Genomic DNA, 14,451 nt, shown 5'->3' with positions numbered 1-14,451 from the left:
TCGTTTTACGAGCGAAAAGACATTTCCGGCGCGCATGAAGCGGCATCCGCTTCCTCTGCAATTTGTTCGGGCAGGACCGCGAGACGCGGTGTGTTGCCCGAATTCGCGTATGGAAATGACGCTTTGAGCGGCCCTGACAGGGCAGACACGGAATTGAGAGACAAGAGGGTTTAATGCCTACCGTCAACCAGCTGATCCGCAAGCCGCGCCTGGCGCCGGTGAAGCGAAACAAGGTCCCGGCCATGCAGCAGAACCCGCAGAAGCGGGGCGTCTGCACGCGCGTCTACACCACGACGCCGAAGAAGCCGAACTCGGCGCTGCGCAAGGTGGCCAAGATTCGCCTGACCAATGGTTTTGAAGTGATCGGCTACATCCCCGGCGAAGGCCACAACCTTCAGGAACACTCGGTGGTCATGATCCGCGGCGGTCGCGTCAAGGATTTGCCGGGCGTCCGCTACCACATCATCCGCGGCGTGCTCGACACGCAGGGTGTGAAGAACCGCAAGCAGCGTCGTTCGAAATACGGCGCCAAGCGTCCGAAGTAAGGGTTTCCCATGTCCCGTCGTCACAGTGCAGAAAAGCGTGAGATCAATCCGGATCCCAAGTTCGGCGATCTGATCGTCACCAAGTTCATGAACGCCGTCATGTATGACGGCAAGAAGTCGGTTGCCGAGACCATCGTCTATGGCGCGCTGGACCAGGTCCAGGCCAAGACCAAGCAGGAGCCGGTCACCGTATTCCATCAGGCGCTCGACAATGTCGCGCCGCATGTGGAAGTGCGCTCGCGTCGCGTCGGCGGCGCCACCTACCAGGTTCCGGTCGATGTGCGCCCCGAGCGCCGTCAGGCGCTGGCCATCCGCTGGCTGATCGCCGCGGCTCGCAACCGCAACGAGACCACCATGGTCGACCGCCTCTCGGGCGAGCTGATGGACGCGGCCAATAACCGCGGCACGGCCGTCAAGAAGCGTGAAGACACCCACAAGATGGCGGAAGCCAACCGCGCCTTCGCGCATTACCGCTGGTAACGCGAAAGAGACTGAGAGGCACCTCCCATGGCCCGCGAATACAAGATCGAAGACTACCGCAATTTCGGTATCATGGCGCATATCGACGCCGGCAAGACGACGACGACCGAGCGCGTCCTGTACTACACGGGCAAGTCGCACAAGATCGGCGAAGTCCATGACGGCGCTGCCACCATGGACTGGATGGAGCAGGAGCAGGAACGCGGCATCACCATCACGTCTGCCGCGACCACGACCTTCTGGAAGGGTCGTGACGGCAAGATGCGCCGCTTCAACATTATCGACACTCCCGGACACGTCGACTTCACCATCGAAGTCGAGCGTTCGCTGCGCGTGCTCGACGGCGCCATCGCGCTGCTCGACGCCAACGCCGGCGTGGAGCCGCAGACCGAGACCGTGTGGCGCCAGGCCGACAAATACCACGTGCCGCGCATGATCTTCTGCAACAAGATGGACAAGATCGGCGCCGACTTCTACCGCTCGGTGGAAATGATCGGTTCGCGCCTCGGCGCTCAGGCCGTCGTCATGCAGTTGCCGATCGGCGCCGAGACCGAGTTCAAGGGCGTCGTCGACCTCGTCGAGATGAACGCGCTCGTCTGGCGCGACGAGACCCTGGGTGCTGCCTGGGACGTCGTCGAGATCCCGGCCGACCTCAAGGAGAAGGCCGCTCAGTACCGCGAGAAGATGATCGAAGCCGCGGTCGAGATGGACGAGACCGCGCTCGAGAACTACCTCGAAGGCAACATGCCGTCGAATGACGAGATCCGCGCGCTGATCCGCAAGGGCACCATCGCGGTCAAGTTCTTCCCGATGTTCTGCGGTTCGGCCTTCAAGAACAAGGGCGTGCAGCCGCTGCTCGACGCCGTCGTCGAATACCTGCCGTCGCCGATCGACGTGCCGGCCATCAAGGGCGTCGACGCCAAGACCGACGCCGAGATCGAGCGTCATGCCGACGACAACGAGCCGCTGTCGATGCTGGCGTTCAAGATCATGAACGACCCGTTCGTCGGTTCGCTGACCTTCGCCCGCATCTATTCGGGCAAGCTCACCAAGGGCACATCGCTCGACAACACGGTCAAGGGCAAGAAGGAGCGCATCGGCCGCATGCTGCAGATGCATGCGAACTCGCGCGCCGACATCGAGGAAGCCTATGCCGGCGACATCGTCGCTCTGGCTGGCCTCAAGGACACGACCACCGGCGACACGCTCTGCGACCCGCTGCACCCGGTCATCCTCGAGCGTATGGAATTCCCCGATCCGGTCATCCAGATCGCCATCGAGCCGAAAACCAAGAACGACCAGGAAAAGATGGGCCTCGCCCTGCATCGCCTGGCGGCTGAGGATCCGTCCTTCCGCGTCAAGACCGACGAGGAATCGGGCCAGACCATCATCGCAGGCATGGGCGAGCTGCATCTCGACATCATCGTCGACCGCATGCGCCGTGAGTTCAAGGTGGAAGCCAATGTCGGCGCGCCGCAGGTGGCTTATCGCGAAACGATCACCCGCACGCACGAACAGGATTACACGCACAAGAAGCAGACCGGCGGTACCGGCCAGTTCGCTCGCGTCAAGATCATCTTCGAGCCGAACACCGAGAGCGAAGAGTTCGTGTTCGAGTCCAAGATCGTCGGCGGTGCGGTTCCGAAGGAATACATCCCGGGCGTCGAGAAGGGCATCAACAGCGTCATGGGTTCCGGCCCGTTCGCTGGCTTCCCGATGATCGGCGTCAAGGCCACGCTGGTCGACGGCGCCTTCCACGACGTCGACTCCTCGGTGCTGGCCTTCGAAATCGCTTCCCGCGCCTGCTTCAAGGAAGCGGCTCCGCGCCTCGGCGTGCAGCTGCTGGAGCCGATCATGAAAGTCGAGGTCGTGACGCCGGAAGATTATGTTGGCGGCGTCATCGGCGACCTCAATGGCCGTCGTGGCCAGATACAGGGTCAGGAAGCGCGCGGCGTTGCCGTCGTCATCAACGCGATGGTGCCGCTGGCGAACATGTTCAAGTACGTCGACAATCTGCGTTCGATGTCGCAGGGCCGCGCCCAGTACACGATGCAGTTCGACCACTACGAGCCGGTTCCGACCGCGGTCGCCCAGGAAGTTCAGAAGAAATACGCGTAACTCGAGCGGGTTGCACGAGACCTTAATTCAAGGCCCGCACGGGCAGGCAGGAATGGAGAGATCACATGGCAAAAGGTAAATTCGAGCGCACCAAGCCGCATGTGAACATTGGCACGATCGGCCACGTCGATCATGGCAAGACGTCGCTGACGGCGGCGATCACGAAGTATTTTGGCGAATACAAGCGCTATGACCAGATCGACGCGGCGCCGGAAGAGAAGGCGCGCGGCATCACGATTTCGACGGCTCACGTCGAGTATGAGACGGCCAACCGTCACTATGCCCATGTCGACTGCCCCGGCCACGCCGACTATGTGAAGAACATGATCACGGGTGCCGCGCAGATGGACGGCGCGATCCTGGTCGTTTCGGCCGCCGACGGCCCGATGCCGCAGACCCGCGAGCACATCCTCTTGGCCCGCCAGGTTGGCGTGCCTTCGATCGTGGTGTTCCTGAACAAGGTCGACCAGGTCGACGACGCCGAGCTGCTCGAGCTGGTCGAGCTTGAGGTTCGCGAGCTTCTGTCGAAGAACGAGTTCCCCGGCGACGACATTCCGATCGTCAAGGGCTCGGCTCTGGCTGCGCTTGAGGATTCCAACAAGACCATCGGCGAGGACGCCATCCGCGAGCTGATGGCTCAGGTCGACGCCTACATCCCGACGCCTGTTCGTCCGCTGGACAAGCCGTTCCTGATGCCGATCGAGGACGTGTTCTCGATCTCGGGCCGCGGCACGGTCGTGACCGGCCGCGTCGAGCGCGGCGTGGTCAAGGTTGGCGAGGAGCTGGAGATCGTCGGCATCCGTCCGACCGCCAAGACGACCTGCACGGGCGTAGAGATGTTCCGCAAGCTGCTCGACCAGGGCCAGGCCGGCGACAACATCGGCGCGCTGCTGCGCGGCATCGACCGCGAAGGCGTGGAGCGCGGTCAGGTTCTGGCCAAGCCCGGCTCGGTGAAGCCGCACAAGAAGTTCGTGGCCGAAGCCTACATCCTGACCAAGGACGAGGGTGGCCGTCACACGCCGTTCTTCACCAACTACCGTCCGCAGTTCTACTTCCGCACGACGGACGTTACGGGCATCGTGACGCTGCCGGCCGGCACCGAGATGGTGATGCCCGGCGACAACATCACCGTCGACGTCGAGCTGATCGTGCCGATCGCGATGGAAGAGAAGCTGCGCTTCGCCATCCGTGAAGGCGGCCGCACCGTCGGTGCAGGCATCGTCGTCACCATCAAGGAATAATTGGACTGAAACGGATCTGTCGCGGGCGCGGGAGCTGCCCGCGCCGCGCCAGAACAAGGAATTGACGCATGAACGGACAGAATATCCGCATCCGCCTTAAGGCGTTTGACCACCGGGTGCTCGACGCCTCGACCCGAGAAATCGTGTCGACCGCCAAGCGCACCGGCGCCAACGTCCGCGGCCCCATCCCGCTGCCGACGCGGATCGAAAAATTCACGGTCAACCGGTCGCCCCACGTCGACAAGAAGAGCCGCGAGCAGTTCGAGATGCGCACGCACAAGCGGCTGCTCGACATCGTCGATCCGACCCCGCAGACGGTCGATGCTTTGATGAAGCTCGATCTGGCCGCCGGTGTCGACGTCGAGATCAAGCTCTAAGGGAACGAGAGCGCGGCAAGGGGCACTGCCCCTGGCCCGGAACTCTAAAGGAATTGAACCGATGCGTTCAGGTGTGATTGCAAAGAAGGTGGGAATGACCCGCATCTATAACGATGCCGGCGAACACGTTCCCGTCACTGTTCTCCAGATGGAGAACTGCCAGGTCGTGGCTCAGCGCACGCAGGAGAAGAACGGCTACACCGCCGTCCAGCTCGGCGTTGGCCTCGCCAAGGTGAAGAACACGTCGAAGGCGCTGCGCGGCCATTTCGCCGCCGCCTCCGTCGAGCCGAAGGCCAAGCTCGCGGAGTTCCGCGTCTCCGCCGACAACATGATCGATGTCGGCGCCGAGCTGACCGTCGAACATTTCGTCGCCGGTCAGAAGGTCGACGTCACCGGCACCTCGACCGGTAAGGGTTTCCAGGGCGTGATCAAGCGGCACAACATGGGCGGTGGCCGCGCGACCCACGGTAACTCGGTCTCGCATCGCACGCACGGCTCGACCGGTCAGCGCCAGGACCCCGGCAAGGTGTTCAAAGGCAAGAAGATGGCCGGCCACATGGGTGACGCCCGCGTGACCACGCAGAATGTCGAGGTCGTCTCGACGGACGTGGATCGCGGCCTGATCCTGATCCGCGGCGCGGTTCCCGGCGTCAAGGGCGCCTGGATCCTGGTTCGCGACGCTGCCAAGGTTGCGCTGCCGGCCAACGCGCCGAAGCCCGCCGCGATCCGTGCCGCTGCTGCCGCCAAGAACGAAGCCCCGGCCACTGAGGGAGCGGAATAATGGACCTCAAGATTAAAACGCTGGGCGGCAAGGACGCCGGCGAGCTGAAGCTCTCCGAAGAGATTTTCGGCCTCGACCCGCGCGAGGACATCCTGCAGCGCGTCGTGCGCTGGCAGCTCGCCAAGAAGCAGCAGGGCACGCACAAGGCCAAGGGGCGCGCCGAGATCGCGCGCACCGGCGCCAAGATGTACAAGCAGAAGGGTACGGGCCGCGCCCGTCACCACTCGGCTCGCGCGCCGCAGTTCCGCGGCGGCGGCAAGGCGCACGGCCCAGTCGTACGCAGCCACGAGCATGAGCTGCCAAAGAAGGTGCGCGCGCTTGGCCTCAAGCACGCCCTCTCGGCCAAGGCCAAGAGCGCTTCGCTCATCATCGTCGACGAGCTGAAGCTTGCCGAAGCCAAGACCAAAGCGCTGGCGGCGAACCTCGAGACGCTGGGGCTGACCAACGCCCTCGTGATTGGCGGCGCCGAGCTTGACCAGAACTTCAAGCTGGCCGCGACGAACATTCCGAACATCGACGTGCTGCCCATCCAGGGCATCAACGTCTACGACATTCTGCGCCGCGGCACGCTGGTCCTTTCGAAGGCCGCCGTCGAGGCTCTCGAGGAGCGCTTTAAATGACCGACCTCCGTCACTACGACGTGATCGTCTCGCCGGCGATCACCGAAAAGTCGACCATGGCTTCCGAGCAGAACCAGGTCGTCTTCAACGTCGCCAAGAAGGCGTCGAAGCCGGAAATCAAGGCTGCCGTGGAAGCTCTCTTCGGCGTCAAGGTGACGGCTGTGAACACACTCGTCCGCAAGGGCAAGATCAAGCGCTTCCGCGGCACGGTTGGCCGCCAGGGCGACGTCAAGAAGGCGGTTGTGACGCTGGCCGACGGCCAGTCGATCGACGTCGCGACGGGTCTCTGAGCAAGGCCGCGAGGACAGGACAATGGCACTCAAGAAATTCAACCCGGTAACGCCGAGCACCCGCCAGCTGGTCATCGTCGACCGCTCGGGCCTCTACAAGGGCAAGCCCGTCAAGGGCCTGACCGAAGGCCTGACCAAGTCGGGCGGCCGCAACAATTACGGCCGCATCACGGCTCGCTTCATCGGCGGCGGTCACAAGCGTTCGTACCGCATCATCGACTTCAAGCGTAAGAAGTATGACGTCGTCGGCACGGTCGAGCGTATCGAATACGATCCGAACCGCACCGCCTTCATCGCGCTGATCAAGTATGACGATGGCGAGCTGTCCTACATCCTGGCCCCGCAGCGCCTTGCTGCCGGCGACAAGATCGTGGCCGGCGAAGCGGTCGACGTGAAGCCGGGCAATGCGATGCCGCTGGCCTCCATGCCGGTCGGCACGATCGTCCACAACATCGAGCTGAAGCCAGGCAAGGGCGGCCAGGTCGCCCGTTCGGCTGGCGGTTACGCCCAGCTTGTCGGCCGCGACCAGGGCATGGCGATCCTGCGCCTCAACTCGGGCGAGCAGCGCGTCGTGCACGGTTCCTGCATGGCCACCGTGGGTGCCGTGTCGAACCCCGACCACGGCAACATCAATGACGGCAAGGCCGGTCGCACCGTATGGCGCGGCAAGCGTCCGCACAATCGCGGCGTGGCCATGAACCCGGTCGACCATCCGCATGGCGGCGGCGAAGGCCGCACCTCGGGTGGCCGTCATCCGGTTTCGCCCTGGGGCAAGCCGACCAAGGGCAAGAAGACGCGGTCCAACAAGGCGACCGACAAGTTCATCCTGCGCTCGCGTCATCAGCGCAAGAGCTAAAAAGAGGTAACGCCAAGTGACTCGTTCGATTTGGAAAGGCCCCTTCATCGACGGCTACCTTCTCAAGAAGGTGGATAAGGTTCGTGAAGGCGGTCGCAATGAGGTGATCAAGATGTGGAGCCGTCGCTCCACCATCCTGCCGCAGTTCGTCGGCTTCACCTTCGGTGTTTACAACGGCCAGAAGCACGTCCCGGTCTCGGTTAACGAGGACATGGTCGGCCACAAGTTCGGTGAATTCGCTCCGACCCGGACCTATTACGGTCATGGCGCGGATAAGAAGGCGAAGAGGAAATAATCATGGGCAAGGCCAAAGCTCCGCGCAGGCTTGCTGATAACGAGGCTCGCGCCGTTCTGCGCACGATCCGTATCAGCCCGCAGAAGCTGAACCTGGTTGCCGCGCTGATCCGCGGCAAGAAGGTCGCGACAGCACTTTCCGACCTCGAATTCTCGGCCAAGCGGATTTCCGGCACGGTCAAGAAGACGCTGGAATCGGCGATCGCCAACGCGGAAAACAATCACGACCTCGACGTCGATGCGCTGGTGGTGGCGGAAGCCTATGTCGGCAAGTCGATCGTCATGAAGCGTTTCCACGCTCGTGGCCGCGGTCGCGCCAGCCGTATCGAGAAGCCGTTCTCGCACCTCACGATCGTCGTTCGTGAAGTCGAGGAAAAAGGGGAGGCCGCATAATGGGCCAGAAAGTCAATCCGATCGGGCTGCGTCTCGGCATCAACCGCACCTGGGATTCGCGCTGGTTCGCGAACACCGGCGAGTACGGCCAGCTGCTGCATGAGGACCTCAAGATCCGCAAGTATCTCGAGAAGGAACTCAAGCAGGCCGCGATCTCCAAGGTCGTGATCGAGCGCCCGCACAAGAAGTGCCGCGTCACCATCCACGCGGCGCGTCCAGGCCTGATCATCGGCAAGAAGGGCGCCGACATCGAGAAGCTTCGCAAGAAGCTGACCGAGATGACGAAGTCCGAAACGCACCTCAATATCGTTGAAGTGCGCAAGCCCGAAATCGACGCCACGTTGATCGCCCAGTCGATCGCTCAGCAGCTCGAGCGCCGCATCGCGTTCCGCCGCGCCATGAAGCGCGCCGTTCAGTCGGCCATGCGTCTCGGTGCCGAAGGCATCCGCATCAACTGCTCCGGCCGTCTCGGCGGCGCCGAAATCGCGCGCATGGAGTGGTACCGCGAAGGCCGCGTGCCGCTGCACACCCTGCGCGCCGATGTCGACTACGGCACGGCCGAGGCGAACACGGCTTATGGCATCTGCGGCGTCAAGGTGTGGGTGTTCAAGGGCGAGATCCTCGAGCACGACCCGATGGCTTCCGAGCGCCGTGCAACCGAAGGCGATGCCGCGCATGGCGGCGGCGGTGCTGGCGGCGAGCGCGAACGCGGACGTCGTCGCGAGAACGCCTGAGACATTTGAGAATTTGGAGTTAGAACGATGCTGCAGCCAAAGCGCACAAAGTTCCGCAAGCAGTTCAAGGGCCGTATCCACGGTACCGCCAAGGGCGGCACCAATCTGGATTTCGGCGGTTTCGGGCTGAAGGCGCTTGAGCCGAACCGCGTCACCGCGCGCGAGATCGAGGCGGCCCGCCGCGCGATCACCCGCGAGATGAAGCGCGCCGGCCGCGTCTGGATCCGGGTATTCCCGGACCTGCCGGTCACCTCGAAGCCGACCGAAGTCCGCATGGGTAAGGGCAAGGGCGCCGTCGACTATTGGGCGGCGCGCGTGAAGCCCGGTCGTATCATGTTCGAGATCGACGGCGTCAGCGAGGAGACCGCGCGTGAGGCGCTGCGTCTCGGCGCCGCCAAGCTCTCGGTCAAGACGCGCTTCGTGCAGCGCATCGCAGAATAAGGACAGGCGATCATGAAAGCCGAAGACATCCGGACCAAGACCCAGGATCAGCTGACCGACGATCTGGCCGCGCTGAAGAAGGAGCAGTTCAACCTGCGCTTCCAGAAGGCCACCGGCCAGCTCGAGAAGACCGCACGCGTGAAGCAGGTCCGCAAGGACATCGCGCGCATCAAGACCATCGCCGCGGAAAAAGCCGCGGCCAAGAAGGGTTAAGACCATGCCGAAGCGTATCCTGCAGGGCACCGTCGTCAGCGACAAGAACGAGAAGACGGTTGTCGTCAAGGTCGAGCGTCGCTTCACGCATCCGGTGATGAAGAAGACCGTGCGCATGACCAAGAAGTACAAGGCGCACGACGAGAACAACGCCCACAAGGTCGGCGACCAGGTGTTCATCCAGGAATCGAAGCCGATTTCGAAGGACAAGCGCTGGGTCGTGGTTACCTCGGACCAGGCGTAAACAAACGAATTTTGGACAGACCGGGGAGGGGCGTCGCGCGCCTGTCCCGTTAGAAAAGAAGAAGGCGGCCAGTCATGATTCAGATGCAAACAAACCTCGACGTCGCGGACAATTCCGGCGCCCGTCGTGTCATGTGCATCAAGGTGCTGGGCGGTTCGAAGCGGAAGTACGCCTCCGTCGGCGACATCATCGTGGTGTCGATCAAGGAAGCCATTCCGCGCGGCCGCGTTAAGAAGGGCGATGTGATGAAGGCGGTCGTGGTTCGCACGGCCAAGGACATCCGCCGTCCGGACGGCAGCGTGATCCGTTTCGACAAGAACGCGGCCGTTCTCGTCGACAATAAGAAAGAGCCGATCGGCACCCGTATCTTCGGACCGGTTCCGCGCGAGCTGCGCGCCAAGAACCACATGAAGATCATCTCGCTCGCGCCTGAAGTGCTGTAAGGAGCCGGACCAATGCAAAAGATCAGAAAAGGCGACAAGGTCGTCGTGCTTGCCGGCAAGGACAAGGGCCGTTCGGGCGAAGTCCTGTCGGTGCAGCCGAAAGAAGACACCGCTGTCGTCCGCGGCGTGAACCTCATTCGCCGTCACCAGAAGCAGACCCAGTCCCAAGAGGGCGGGATCATCACCAAGGAAGCGCCGATCCACCTGTCGAACATCGCGCTGGCCGACCCCAAGGACGGCAAGCCGACCCGCGTCGGCTTCACCGTCCAGAAGGACGGCAAGAAGGTGCGCGTCGCCAAGCGTTCGGGAGAAGTCATCAATGGCTAAGGCTGAAACCAAGCAGGCGGCTGCCAAGAACGAGCCGCGCCTCAAGAAGGTCTATCAAGAGACCATCCGCAAGGCGCTGCAGGAGCAGTTCGGCTACGACAACGAGATGCAGGTTCCGCGCATCGACAAGATCGTGCTGAACATGGGTGTCGGCGAAGCAACCGCCGATTCCAAGAAGCCCTCGGTCGCGGCCGAGGATCTCGCGCTGATCGCCGGCCAGAAGGCCGTCGTCACCCGCGCCCGCAACTCGATTGCCGGCTTCAAGGTGCGCGAGAACATGCCGATCGGCGCCAAGGTCACGCTGCGCAAGGAACGCATGTACGAGTTCCTCGACCGCCTCGTGAACATCGCGCTGCCGCGCGTTCGCGACTTCCGCGGACTGAACCCGAAGAGCTTTGACGGCCGCGGCAACTACGCCATGGGCATCAAGGAGCACATCGTGTTCCCGGAGATCAACTACGACAAGGTCGATCAGGTCTGGGGCATGGACGTCATCGTTTGTACGACGGCGAAGACGGATGACGAGGCCAGGGCTCTGCTCAAGGCCTTCAACTTCCCCTTCCGCCAGTAACGGCAGCGAAAAAGGAAAAATCTGAAATGGCAAAGACCAGCTCAGTCGAGAAGAACAACAGGCGCCGCAAGCTCGCCGACCAGTACGCCGCCAAGCGCACGGCGCTCAAGGCCATCATCATGGATCAGTCCAAGCCGATGGAAGAGCGTTTCCGCGCCCAGCTGAAGCTGTCGGCGCTGCCGCGCAACTCGGCCAAGATCCGCATCCGCAACCGTTGCGAAGTCACGGGCCGTCCGCGTGCCTACTATCGCAAGCTGAAGCTTTCGCGTATCGCGCTTCGCGATCTGGGCAATACCGGCCAGATCCCGGGCTTGGTCAAGTCGAGCTGGTAAGGAGACACTGAGATGTCATTGAGCGATCCTCTCGGCGATATGCTGACCCGCATCCGCAACGCTTATGGCCGCAAGAAGTCGAGCGTCTCGACCCCGGCCTCGCGTCTGCGCGCCCGCGTCCTGGAAGTGCTGAAGTCGGAGGGCTATATCCGCGACTACAGCCAGACCGACTTCGAAAACGGCAAGTCGGAAATCGAGATCGAGCTGAAGTATTTCGACGGCGCTCCGGTCGTGCGCGAAATCGAGCGTGTCTCGAAGCCCGGCCGCCGAGTCTATGTCTCGGCCAAGTCGATCCCGCATGTCGCAAACGGCCTCGGCATCGCCATCCTTTCGACGCCGAAGGGCGTCATGGCCGACCATGAAGCGCGTGAGCAGAATGTCGGCGGCGAGATCCTCTGCCAGATCTTCTGATCGGCTGAGAGATTGATGAATGGGCTTCGGTTCTCGGGATCGCGCCCGGGAATTGGAACCTGAAACCAAAGAAGTGACGAGGACAACAAAATGTCTCGTATCGGAAAGAAACCCGTTTCGCTGCCGCAGGGCGTGACCGCCTCTGTCAACGGCCAGACCGTGACGGCGAAGGGCCCGAAAGGCGAACTGAAGTTCGTTGTGAACGACGAAGTGCTGGTCAAGATGGAGAACAACGAGATCTCCGTCGAGCCGCGCGACCAGACCAAGACCGCCCGCTCCAAGTGGGGTATGTCGCGCACGCAGATCGTCAACATCCTGCAGGGCGTGAAGGACGGCTTCGAGAAGAAGCTCGAGATCACCGGCGTCGGCTATCGCGCGGCGTTGCAGGGCAAGAATCTGCAGCTTGCGCTGGGCTTCAGCCACGACGTCGTCTATGAGACGCCTCAGGGCATCACCATCACTGTGCCGAAGCCGACCGAGATCACGGTCTCGGGCATCGACAAGCAGCAGGTCGGCCAGGTCGCCGCTGAGATCCGCGAATATCGCGGTCCGGAGCCGTACAAGGGCAAGGGCGTGCGCTATGCCGACGAGCGCATCGTGCGCAAGGAAGGCAAGAAGAAGTAATAGGCTTGGCCCCGGAAAGTCGCGGACTTTTCGGAAGGGGCCAGGCTTGAGAAGTGTAACGCCGCGGGGAGCGGCCGCGGGAGGCTTGGCCTACCGCACAGGGTTGCCCCCGTTTTCTGAAGGCAAGGAACTGACATCATGGCAAGCCCCAAGGAAACCATCCAGCGCCGCGCGCAGCGCGTCCGCCGCCAGTTGAAGAAGGTCGCCGGCGCGCGTCCGCGGCTTTCGGTGCACCGCACCTCGAAGAACATCTACGTCCAGGTCATCGATGATGCCAACGGCCACACGCTGGCTGCCGCCTCGACGCTCGAGAAGGACCTCAAGGGTTCGCTCAAGACCGGCGCCGACACCGCCGCCGCGGCTGCGGTCGGCAAGCTGATCGCCGAGCGCGCTTCGAAGGCCGGTGTCAAGGAAGTTGTCTTCGATCGCGGCCCGTACATCTATCATGGCCGCGTCAAGGCGCTGGCCGAAGCTGCCCGCGAAGGCGGGTTGAGCTTCTAATGCATGATCCCGAAAAGTTGCAGACTTTTCGGACAAGCTCATGCAAAGGAAAAGTTCGCCGCTGATGGCGCAAAGCGGCATCGGCAAACAGCAACCCGTGCTTCCGGAAAAGAACAAGGACTAGGATATGGCACAGGAACGTAGAGAAGGCGGCCGCGGCCGCGAGCGTGAACGCGAAGAGCGTGACGACGGCATGGTGGACAAGCTCGTCCACATCAACCGCGTCGCCAAGGTGGTGAAGGGCGGCCGTCGTTTCGGCTTTGCCGCTCTCGTCGTTGTCGGCGACCAGAAGGGCCGCGTCGGCTTCGGCCACGGCAAGGCGCGCGAAGTGCCGGAAGCGATCCGCAAGGCGACCGAATCGGCCAAGCGTGACATGATCTTCGTGCCGCTGCGTTCGGGCCGCACGCTGCATCACGACGTCGAGGGCCGCTGGGGCGCCGGACGCGTTCTCCTTCGCGCCGCCAAGCAGGGTACCGGCATCATCGCCGGTGGCCCGATGCGCGCCGTCTTCGAGACGCTCGGCATGCATGACGTGGTCGCCAAGTCGATGGGTTCGTCGAACCCCTACAACATGGTTCGCGCCACCTTCGACGCGCTGAAGAGCCAGATGCATCCGAAGGATGTGGCTGCCGCGCGCGGCATCAAGTATTCGACCCTTCAGGCCCGCCGCGGCACCGCCGTTGCGGCTGAAGAATAGTCGACGCTGACCAGGGATTTCGACCATGGCCAAGAAAGCTACCAAGACCATCACCGTCGAGCAGATCGGTTCGCCGATCCGCCGGCCGAAGGAGCAGCGCGCGACGCTGGTCGGCCTCGGCCTGAACAAGATGCACAAGCGGCGCACGCTGGAAGACACCCCATCCGTGCGCGGCATGATCGCAGCCGTCCAGCACCTCGTCCGCGTCGTGGACGAGGCCTGAACGGAAGCGCAGGAGAAGAATGATGAAACTCAACGATCTGCGTGACAAGGACGGCGCCACGCATTCCAGGAAGCGCCTCGGTCGCGGCATCGGCTCCGGCTCGGGCAAGACCGCCGGTCGCGGCGTCAAGGGCCAGAAGGCCCGTTCAGGCGTTGCCATCAACGGCTTCGAAGGCGGCCAGATGCCGCTCTATCGGCGCCTGCCGAAGCGCGGCTTCAACAACCTGTTCGGCAAGAGCTTCGCGGTCGTCTCGCTGGCCAAGATCCAGGCGGCGGTTGATGCCAAGAAGCTTGATGCCAAGGCGGCTGTGACGGCCGAGGCCCTGGTCGCCGCCGGTGTCATCCGCCGCGCCAAGGATGGCGTGCGCGTGCTGTCCGACGGCGAGCTCAAGGCCAAGCTCTCCTTCGACGTCGCCGGCGCCTCCAAGGCCGCGATCGAGAAGATCGAGAAGGCCGGCGGGTCGGTGAAGCTGCCGGAAGTGGCCGCCGCCGAGTAACGGCGATTTGAAGCGCGGCTGAACGGGATGACTTCGCTTTTTCCCTCGCACCGCGCTTTGATCAGATGGAATGGGCGGCCCCGGCAACCCCGCCGCGTGGAAGTTGAAAGTGCGGGGCGTATATAGTGTGGATAGGTGACACCCCCCCCCCCAAACAGTGGGGGGGGGGCGGGACACGGAAAAAAAATAAATATAGCAA

Annotated in this window: 25 protein-coding genes; all 25 read left to right on the top strand. The window is 62.9% G+C overall.

Annotation, left to right across the window (positions count from 1 at the left end; genetic code table 11):
* The first annotated feature begins 173 nt into the window (after positions 1-173).
* The 25 genes from rpsL to rplO all read left to right on the top strand — a co-directional run bounded on the left by rpsL (position 174) and on the right by rplO (position 14,252).
* Positions 174-545 carry a 30S ribosomal protein S12 gene (gene rpsL / locus P9272_RS20935; protein WP_006202128.1) on the top strand — a complete coding sequence of 124 codons (372 nt, stop codon included), beginning with the start codon at positions 174-176 and terminating at the stop codon, positions 543-545.
* Between the two features lie 9 nt (positions 546-554).
* Positions 555-1,025, top strand: coding sequence for a 30S ribosomal protein S7 (rpsG, locus tag P9272_RS20930; protein WP_027170372.1), 471 nt, complete (start codon positions 555-557; stop codon positions 1,023-1,025).
* Between the two features lie 27 nt (positions 1,026-1,052).
* Positions 1,053-3,143, top strand: a complete 2,091-nt coding sequence (gene fusA / locus P9272_RS20925; protein ID WP_128261365.1) for an elongation factor G — start codon at positions 1,053-1,055, stop codon at positions 3,141-3,143.
* A gap of 65 nt (positions 3,144-3,208) precedes the next feature.
* Entirely contained in the window at positions 3,209-4,384 is a 1,176-nt protein-coding gene (tuf, locus tag P9272_RS20920) for an elongation factor Tu (RefSeq protein WP_040983039.1), read from the top strand.
* A gap of 68 nt (positions 4,385-4,452) precedes the next feature.
* Entirely contained in the window at positions 4,453-4,761 is a 309-nt protein-coding gene (rpsJ, locus tag P9272_RS20915) for a 30S ribosomal protein S10 (protein WP_006205468.1), read from the top strand.
* Positions 4,762-4,822: 61 nt separating this feature from the next.
* Entirely contained in the window at positions 4,823-5,542 is a 720-nt protein-coding gene (rplC, locus tag P9272_RS20910) for a 50S ribosomal protein L3 (RefSeq protein ID WP_128260683.1), read from the top strand.
* Complete coding sequence (rplD, locus tag P9272_RS20905) at positions 5,542-6,162, top strand: 50S ribosomal protein L4 (protein ID WP_128260682.1); 621 nt, start codon at positions 5,542-5,544, stop codon at positions 6,160-6,162. The genes rplC and rplD overlap by 1 nt, the downstream gene beginning before the upstream one ends.
* The gene (locus tag P9272_RS20900; RefSeq protein WP_040983033.1) at positions 6,159-6,452 is read left to right on the top strand and encodes a 50S ribosomal protein L23; all 294 of its coding nucleotides are present in this window, start codon (positions 6,159-6,161) and stop codon (positions 6,450-6,452) included. The genes rplD and P9272_RS20900 overlap by 4 nt, the downstream gene beginning before the upstream one ends.
* A gap of 22 nt (positions 6,453-6,474) precedes the next feature.
* Positions 6,475-7,308, top strand: a complete 834-nt coding sequence (gene rplB / locus P9272_RS20895; protein ID WP_126084116.1) for a 50S ribosomal protein L2 — start codon at positions 6,475-6,477, stop codon at positions 7,306-7,308.
* A gap of 16 nt (positions 7,309-7,324) precedes the next feature.
* A complete protein-coding gene (gene rpsS, locus P9272_RS20890) occupies positions 7,325-7,603 on the top strand; it encodes a 30S ribosomal protein S19 (protein WP_006205463.1) in 279 nt (92 codons plus the stop codon).
* A 2-nt stretch (positions 7,604-7,605) separates the two neighbouring features.
* A complete protein-coding gene (gene rplV / locus P9272_RS20885; RefSeq protein WP_010909277.1) occupies positions 7,606-7,995 on the top strand; it encodes a 50S ribosomal protein L22 in 390 nt (129 codons plus the stop codon).
* A complete protein-coding gene (gene rpsC / locus P9272_RS20880) occupies positions 7,995-8,729 on the top strand; it encodes a 30S ribosomal protein S3 (protein WP_112129139.1) in 735 nt (244 codons plus the stop codon). The genes rplV and rpsC overlap by 1 nt, the downstream gene beginning before the upstream one ends.
* A 27-nt stretch (positions 8,730-8,756) precedes the next feature.
* On the top strand, positions 8,757-9,170 hold the full coding sequence (gene rplP, locus P9272_RS20875; protein WP_027170364.1) for a 50S ribosomal protein L16: 414 nt from the start codon (positions 8,757-8,759) through the stop codon (positions 9,168-9,170).
* A 12-nt stretch (positions 9,171-9,182) separates the two neighbouring features.
* Positions 9,183-9,383, top strand: a complete 201-nt coding sequence (gene rpmC, locus P9272_RS20870) for a 50S ribosomal protein L29 (RefSeq protein ID WP_042642190.1) — start codon at positions 9,183-9,185, stop codon at positions 9,381-9,383.
* A gap of 4 nt (positions 9,384-9,387) precedes the next feature.
* Entirely contained in the window at positions 9,388-9,627 is a 240-nt protein-coding gene (gene rpsQ / locus P9272_RS20865; RefSeq protein WP_042642192.1) for a 30S ribosomal protein S17, read from the top strand.
* 74 nt (positions 9,628-9,701) lie between these two features.
* The gene (rplN, locus tag P9272_RS20860) at positions 9,702-10,070 is read left to right on the top strand and encodes a 50S ribosomal protein L14 (RefSeq protein ID WP_006205457.1); all 369 of its coding nucleotides are present in this window, start codon (positions 9,702-9,704) and stop codon (positions 10,068-10,070) included.
* Positions 10,071-10,082: 12 nt separating this feature from the next.
* Positions 10,083-10,397: a 50S ribosomal protein L24 gene (rplX, locus tag P9272_RS20855; RefSeq protein ID WP_128260681.1), complete on the top strand. Its 315-nt coding sequence runs from the start codon at positions 10,083-10,085 to the stop codon at positions 10,395-10,397.
* On the top strand, positions 10,390-10,968 hold the full coding sequence (gene rplE / locus P9272_RS20850; protein WP_042642197.1) for a 50S ribosomal protein L5: 579 nt from the start codon (positions 10,390-10,392) through the stop codon (positions 10,966-10,968). The genes rplX and rplE overlap by 8 nt, the downstream gene beginning before the upstream one ends.
* Positions 10,969-10,994: 26 nt before the next feature.
* Positions 10,995-11,300 carry a 30S ribosomal protein S14 gene (gene rpsN, locus P9272_RS20845; RefSeq protein ID WP_042642199.1) on the top strand — a complete coding sequence of 102 codons (306 nt, stop codon included), beginning with the start codon at positions 10,995-10,997 and terminating at the stop codon, positions 11,298-11,300.
* 12 nt (positions 11,301-11,312) lie between these two features.
* Positions 11,313-11,711: a 30S ribosomal protein S8 gene (gene rpsH / locus P9272_RS20840; protein ID WP_066989600.1), complete on the top strand. Its 399-nt coding sequence runs from the start codon at positions 11,313-11,315 to the stop codon at positions 11,709-11,711.
* A gap of 90 nt (positions 11,712-11,801) precedes the next feature.
* Positions 11,802-12,335, top strand: coding sequence for a 50S ribosomal protein L6 (rplF, locus tag P9272_RS20835; RefSeq protein WP_042642203.1), 534 nt, complete (start codon positions 11,802-11,804; stop codon positions 12,333-12,335).
* A 138-nt stretch (positions 12,336-12,473) separates the two neighbouring features.
* The gene (gene rplR, locus P9272_RS20830; RefSeq protein WP_042642205.1) at positions 12,474-12,836 is read left to right on the top strand and encodes a 50S ribosomal protein L18; all 363 of its coding nucleotides are present in this window, start codon (positions 12,474-12,476) and stop codon (positions 12,834-12,836) included.
* A gap of 127 nt (positions 12,837-12,963) precedes the next feature.
* A complete protein-coding gene (gene rpsE / locus P9272_RS20825; protein WP_027046810.1) occupies positions 12,964-13,533 on the top strand; it encodes a 30S ribosomal protein S5 in 570 nt (189 codons plus the stop codon).
* Between the two features lie 25 nt (positions 13,534-13,558).
* Positions 13,559-13,756, top strand: a complete 198-nt coding sequence (rpmD, locus tag P9272_RS20820) for a 50S ribosomal protein L30 (RefSeq protein ID WP_027170355.1) — start codon at positions 13,559-13,561, stop codon at positions 13,754-13,756.
* Positions 13,757-13,778: 22 nt separating this feature from the next.
* Positions 13,779-14,252 (top strand): 50S ribosomal protein L15, encoded by a 474-nt coding sequence (gene rplO / locus P9272_RS20815; protein ID WP_128260680.1) that lies wholly within the window; start codon positions 13,779-13,781, stop codon positions 14,250-14,252.
* Positions 14,253-14,451: the final 199 nt, after the last annotated feature.

The sequence above is a fragment of the Mesorhizobium sp. WSM4976 genome (assembly GCF_029625685.1).
Lineage (GTDB): Bacteria > Pseudomonadota > Alphaproteobacteria > Rhizobiales > Rhizobiaceae > Mesorhizobium.
The sequence above is the reverse complement of the archived record's forward strand: the minus strand, read 5'-3'. Positions and strand labels throughout refer to the sequence as shown.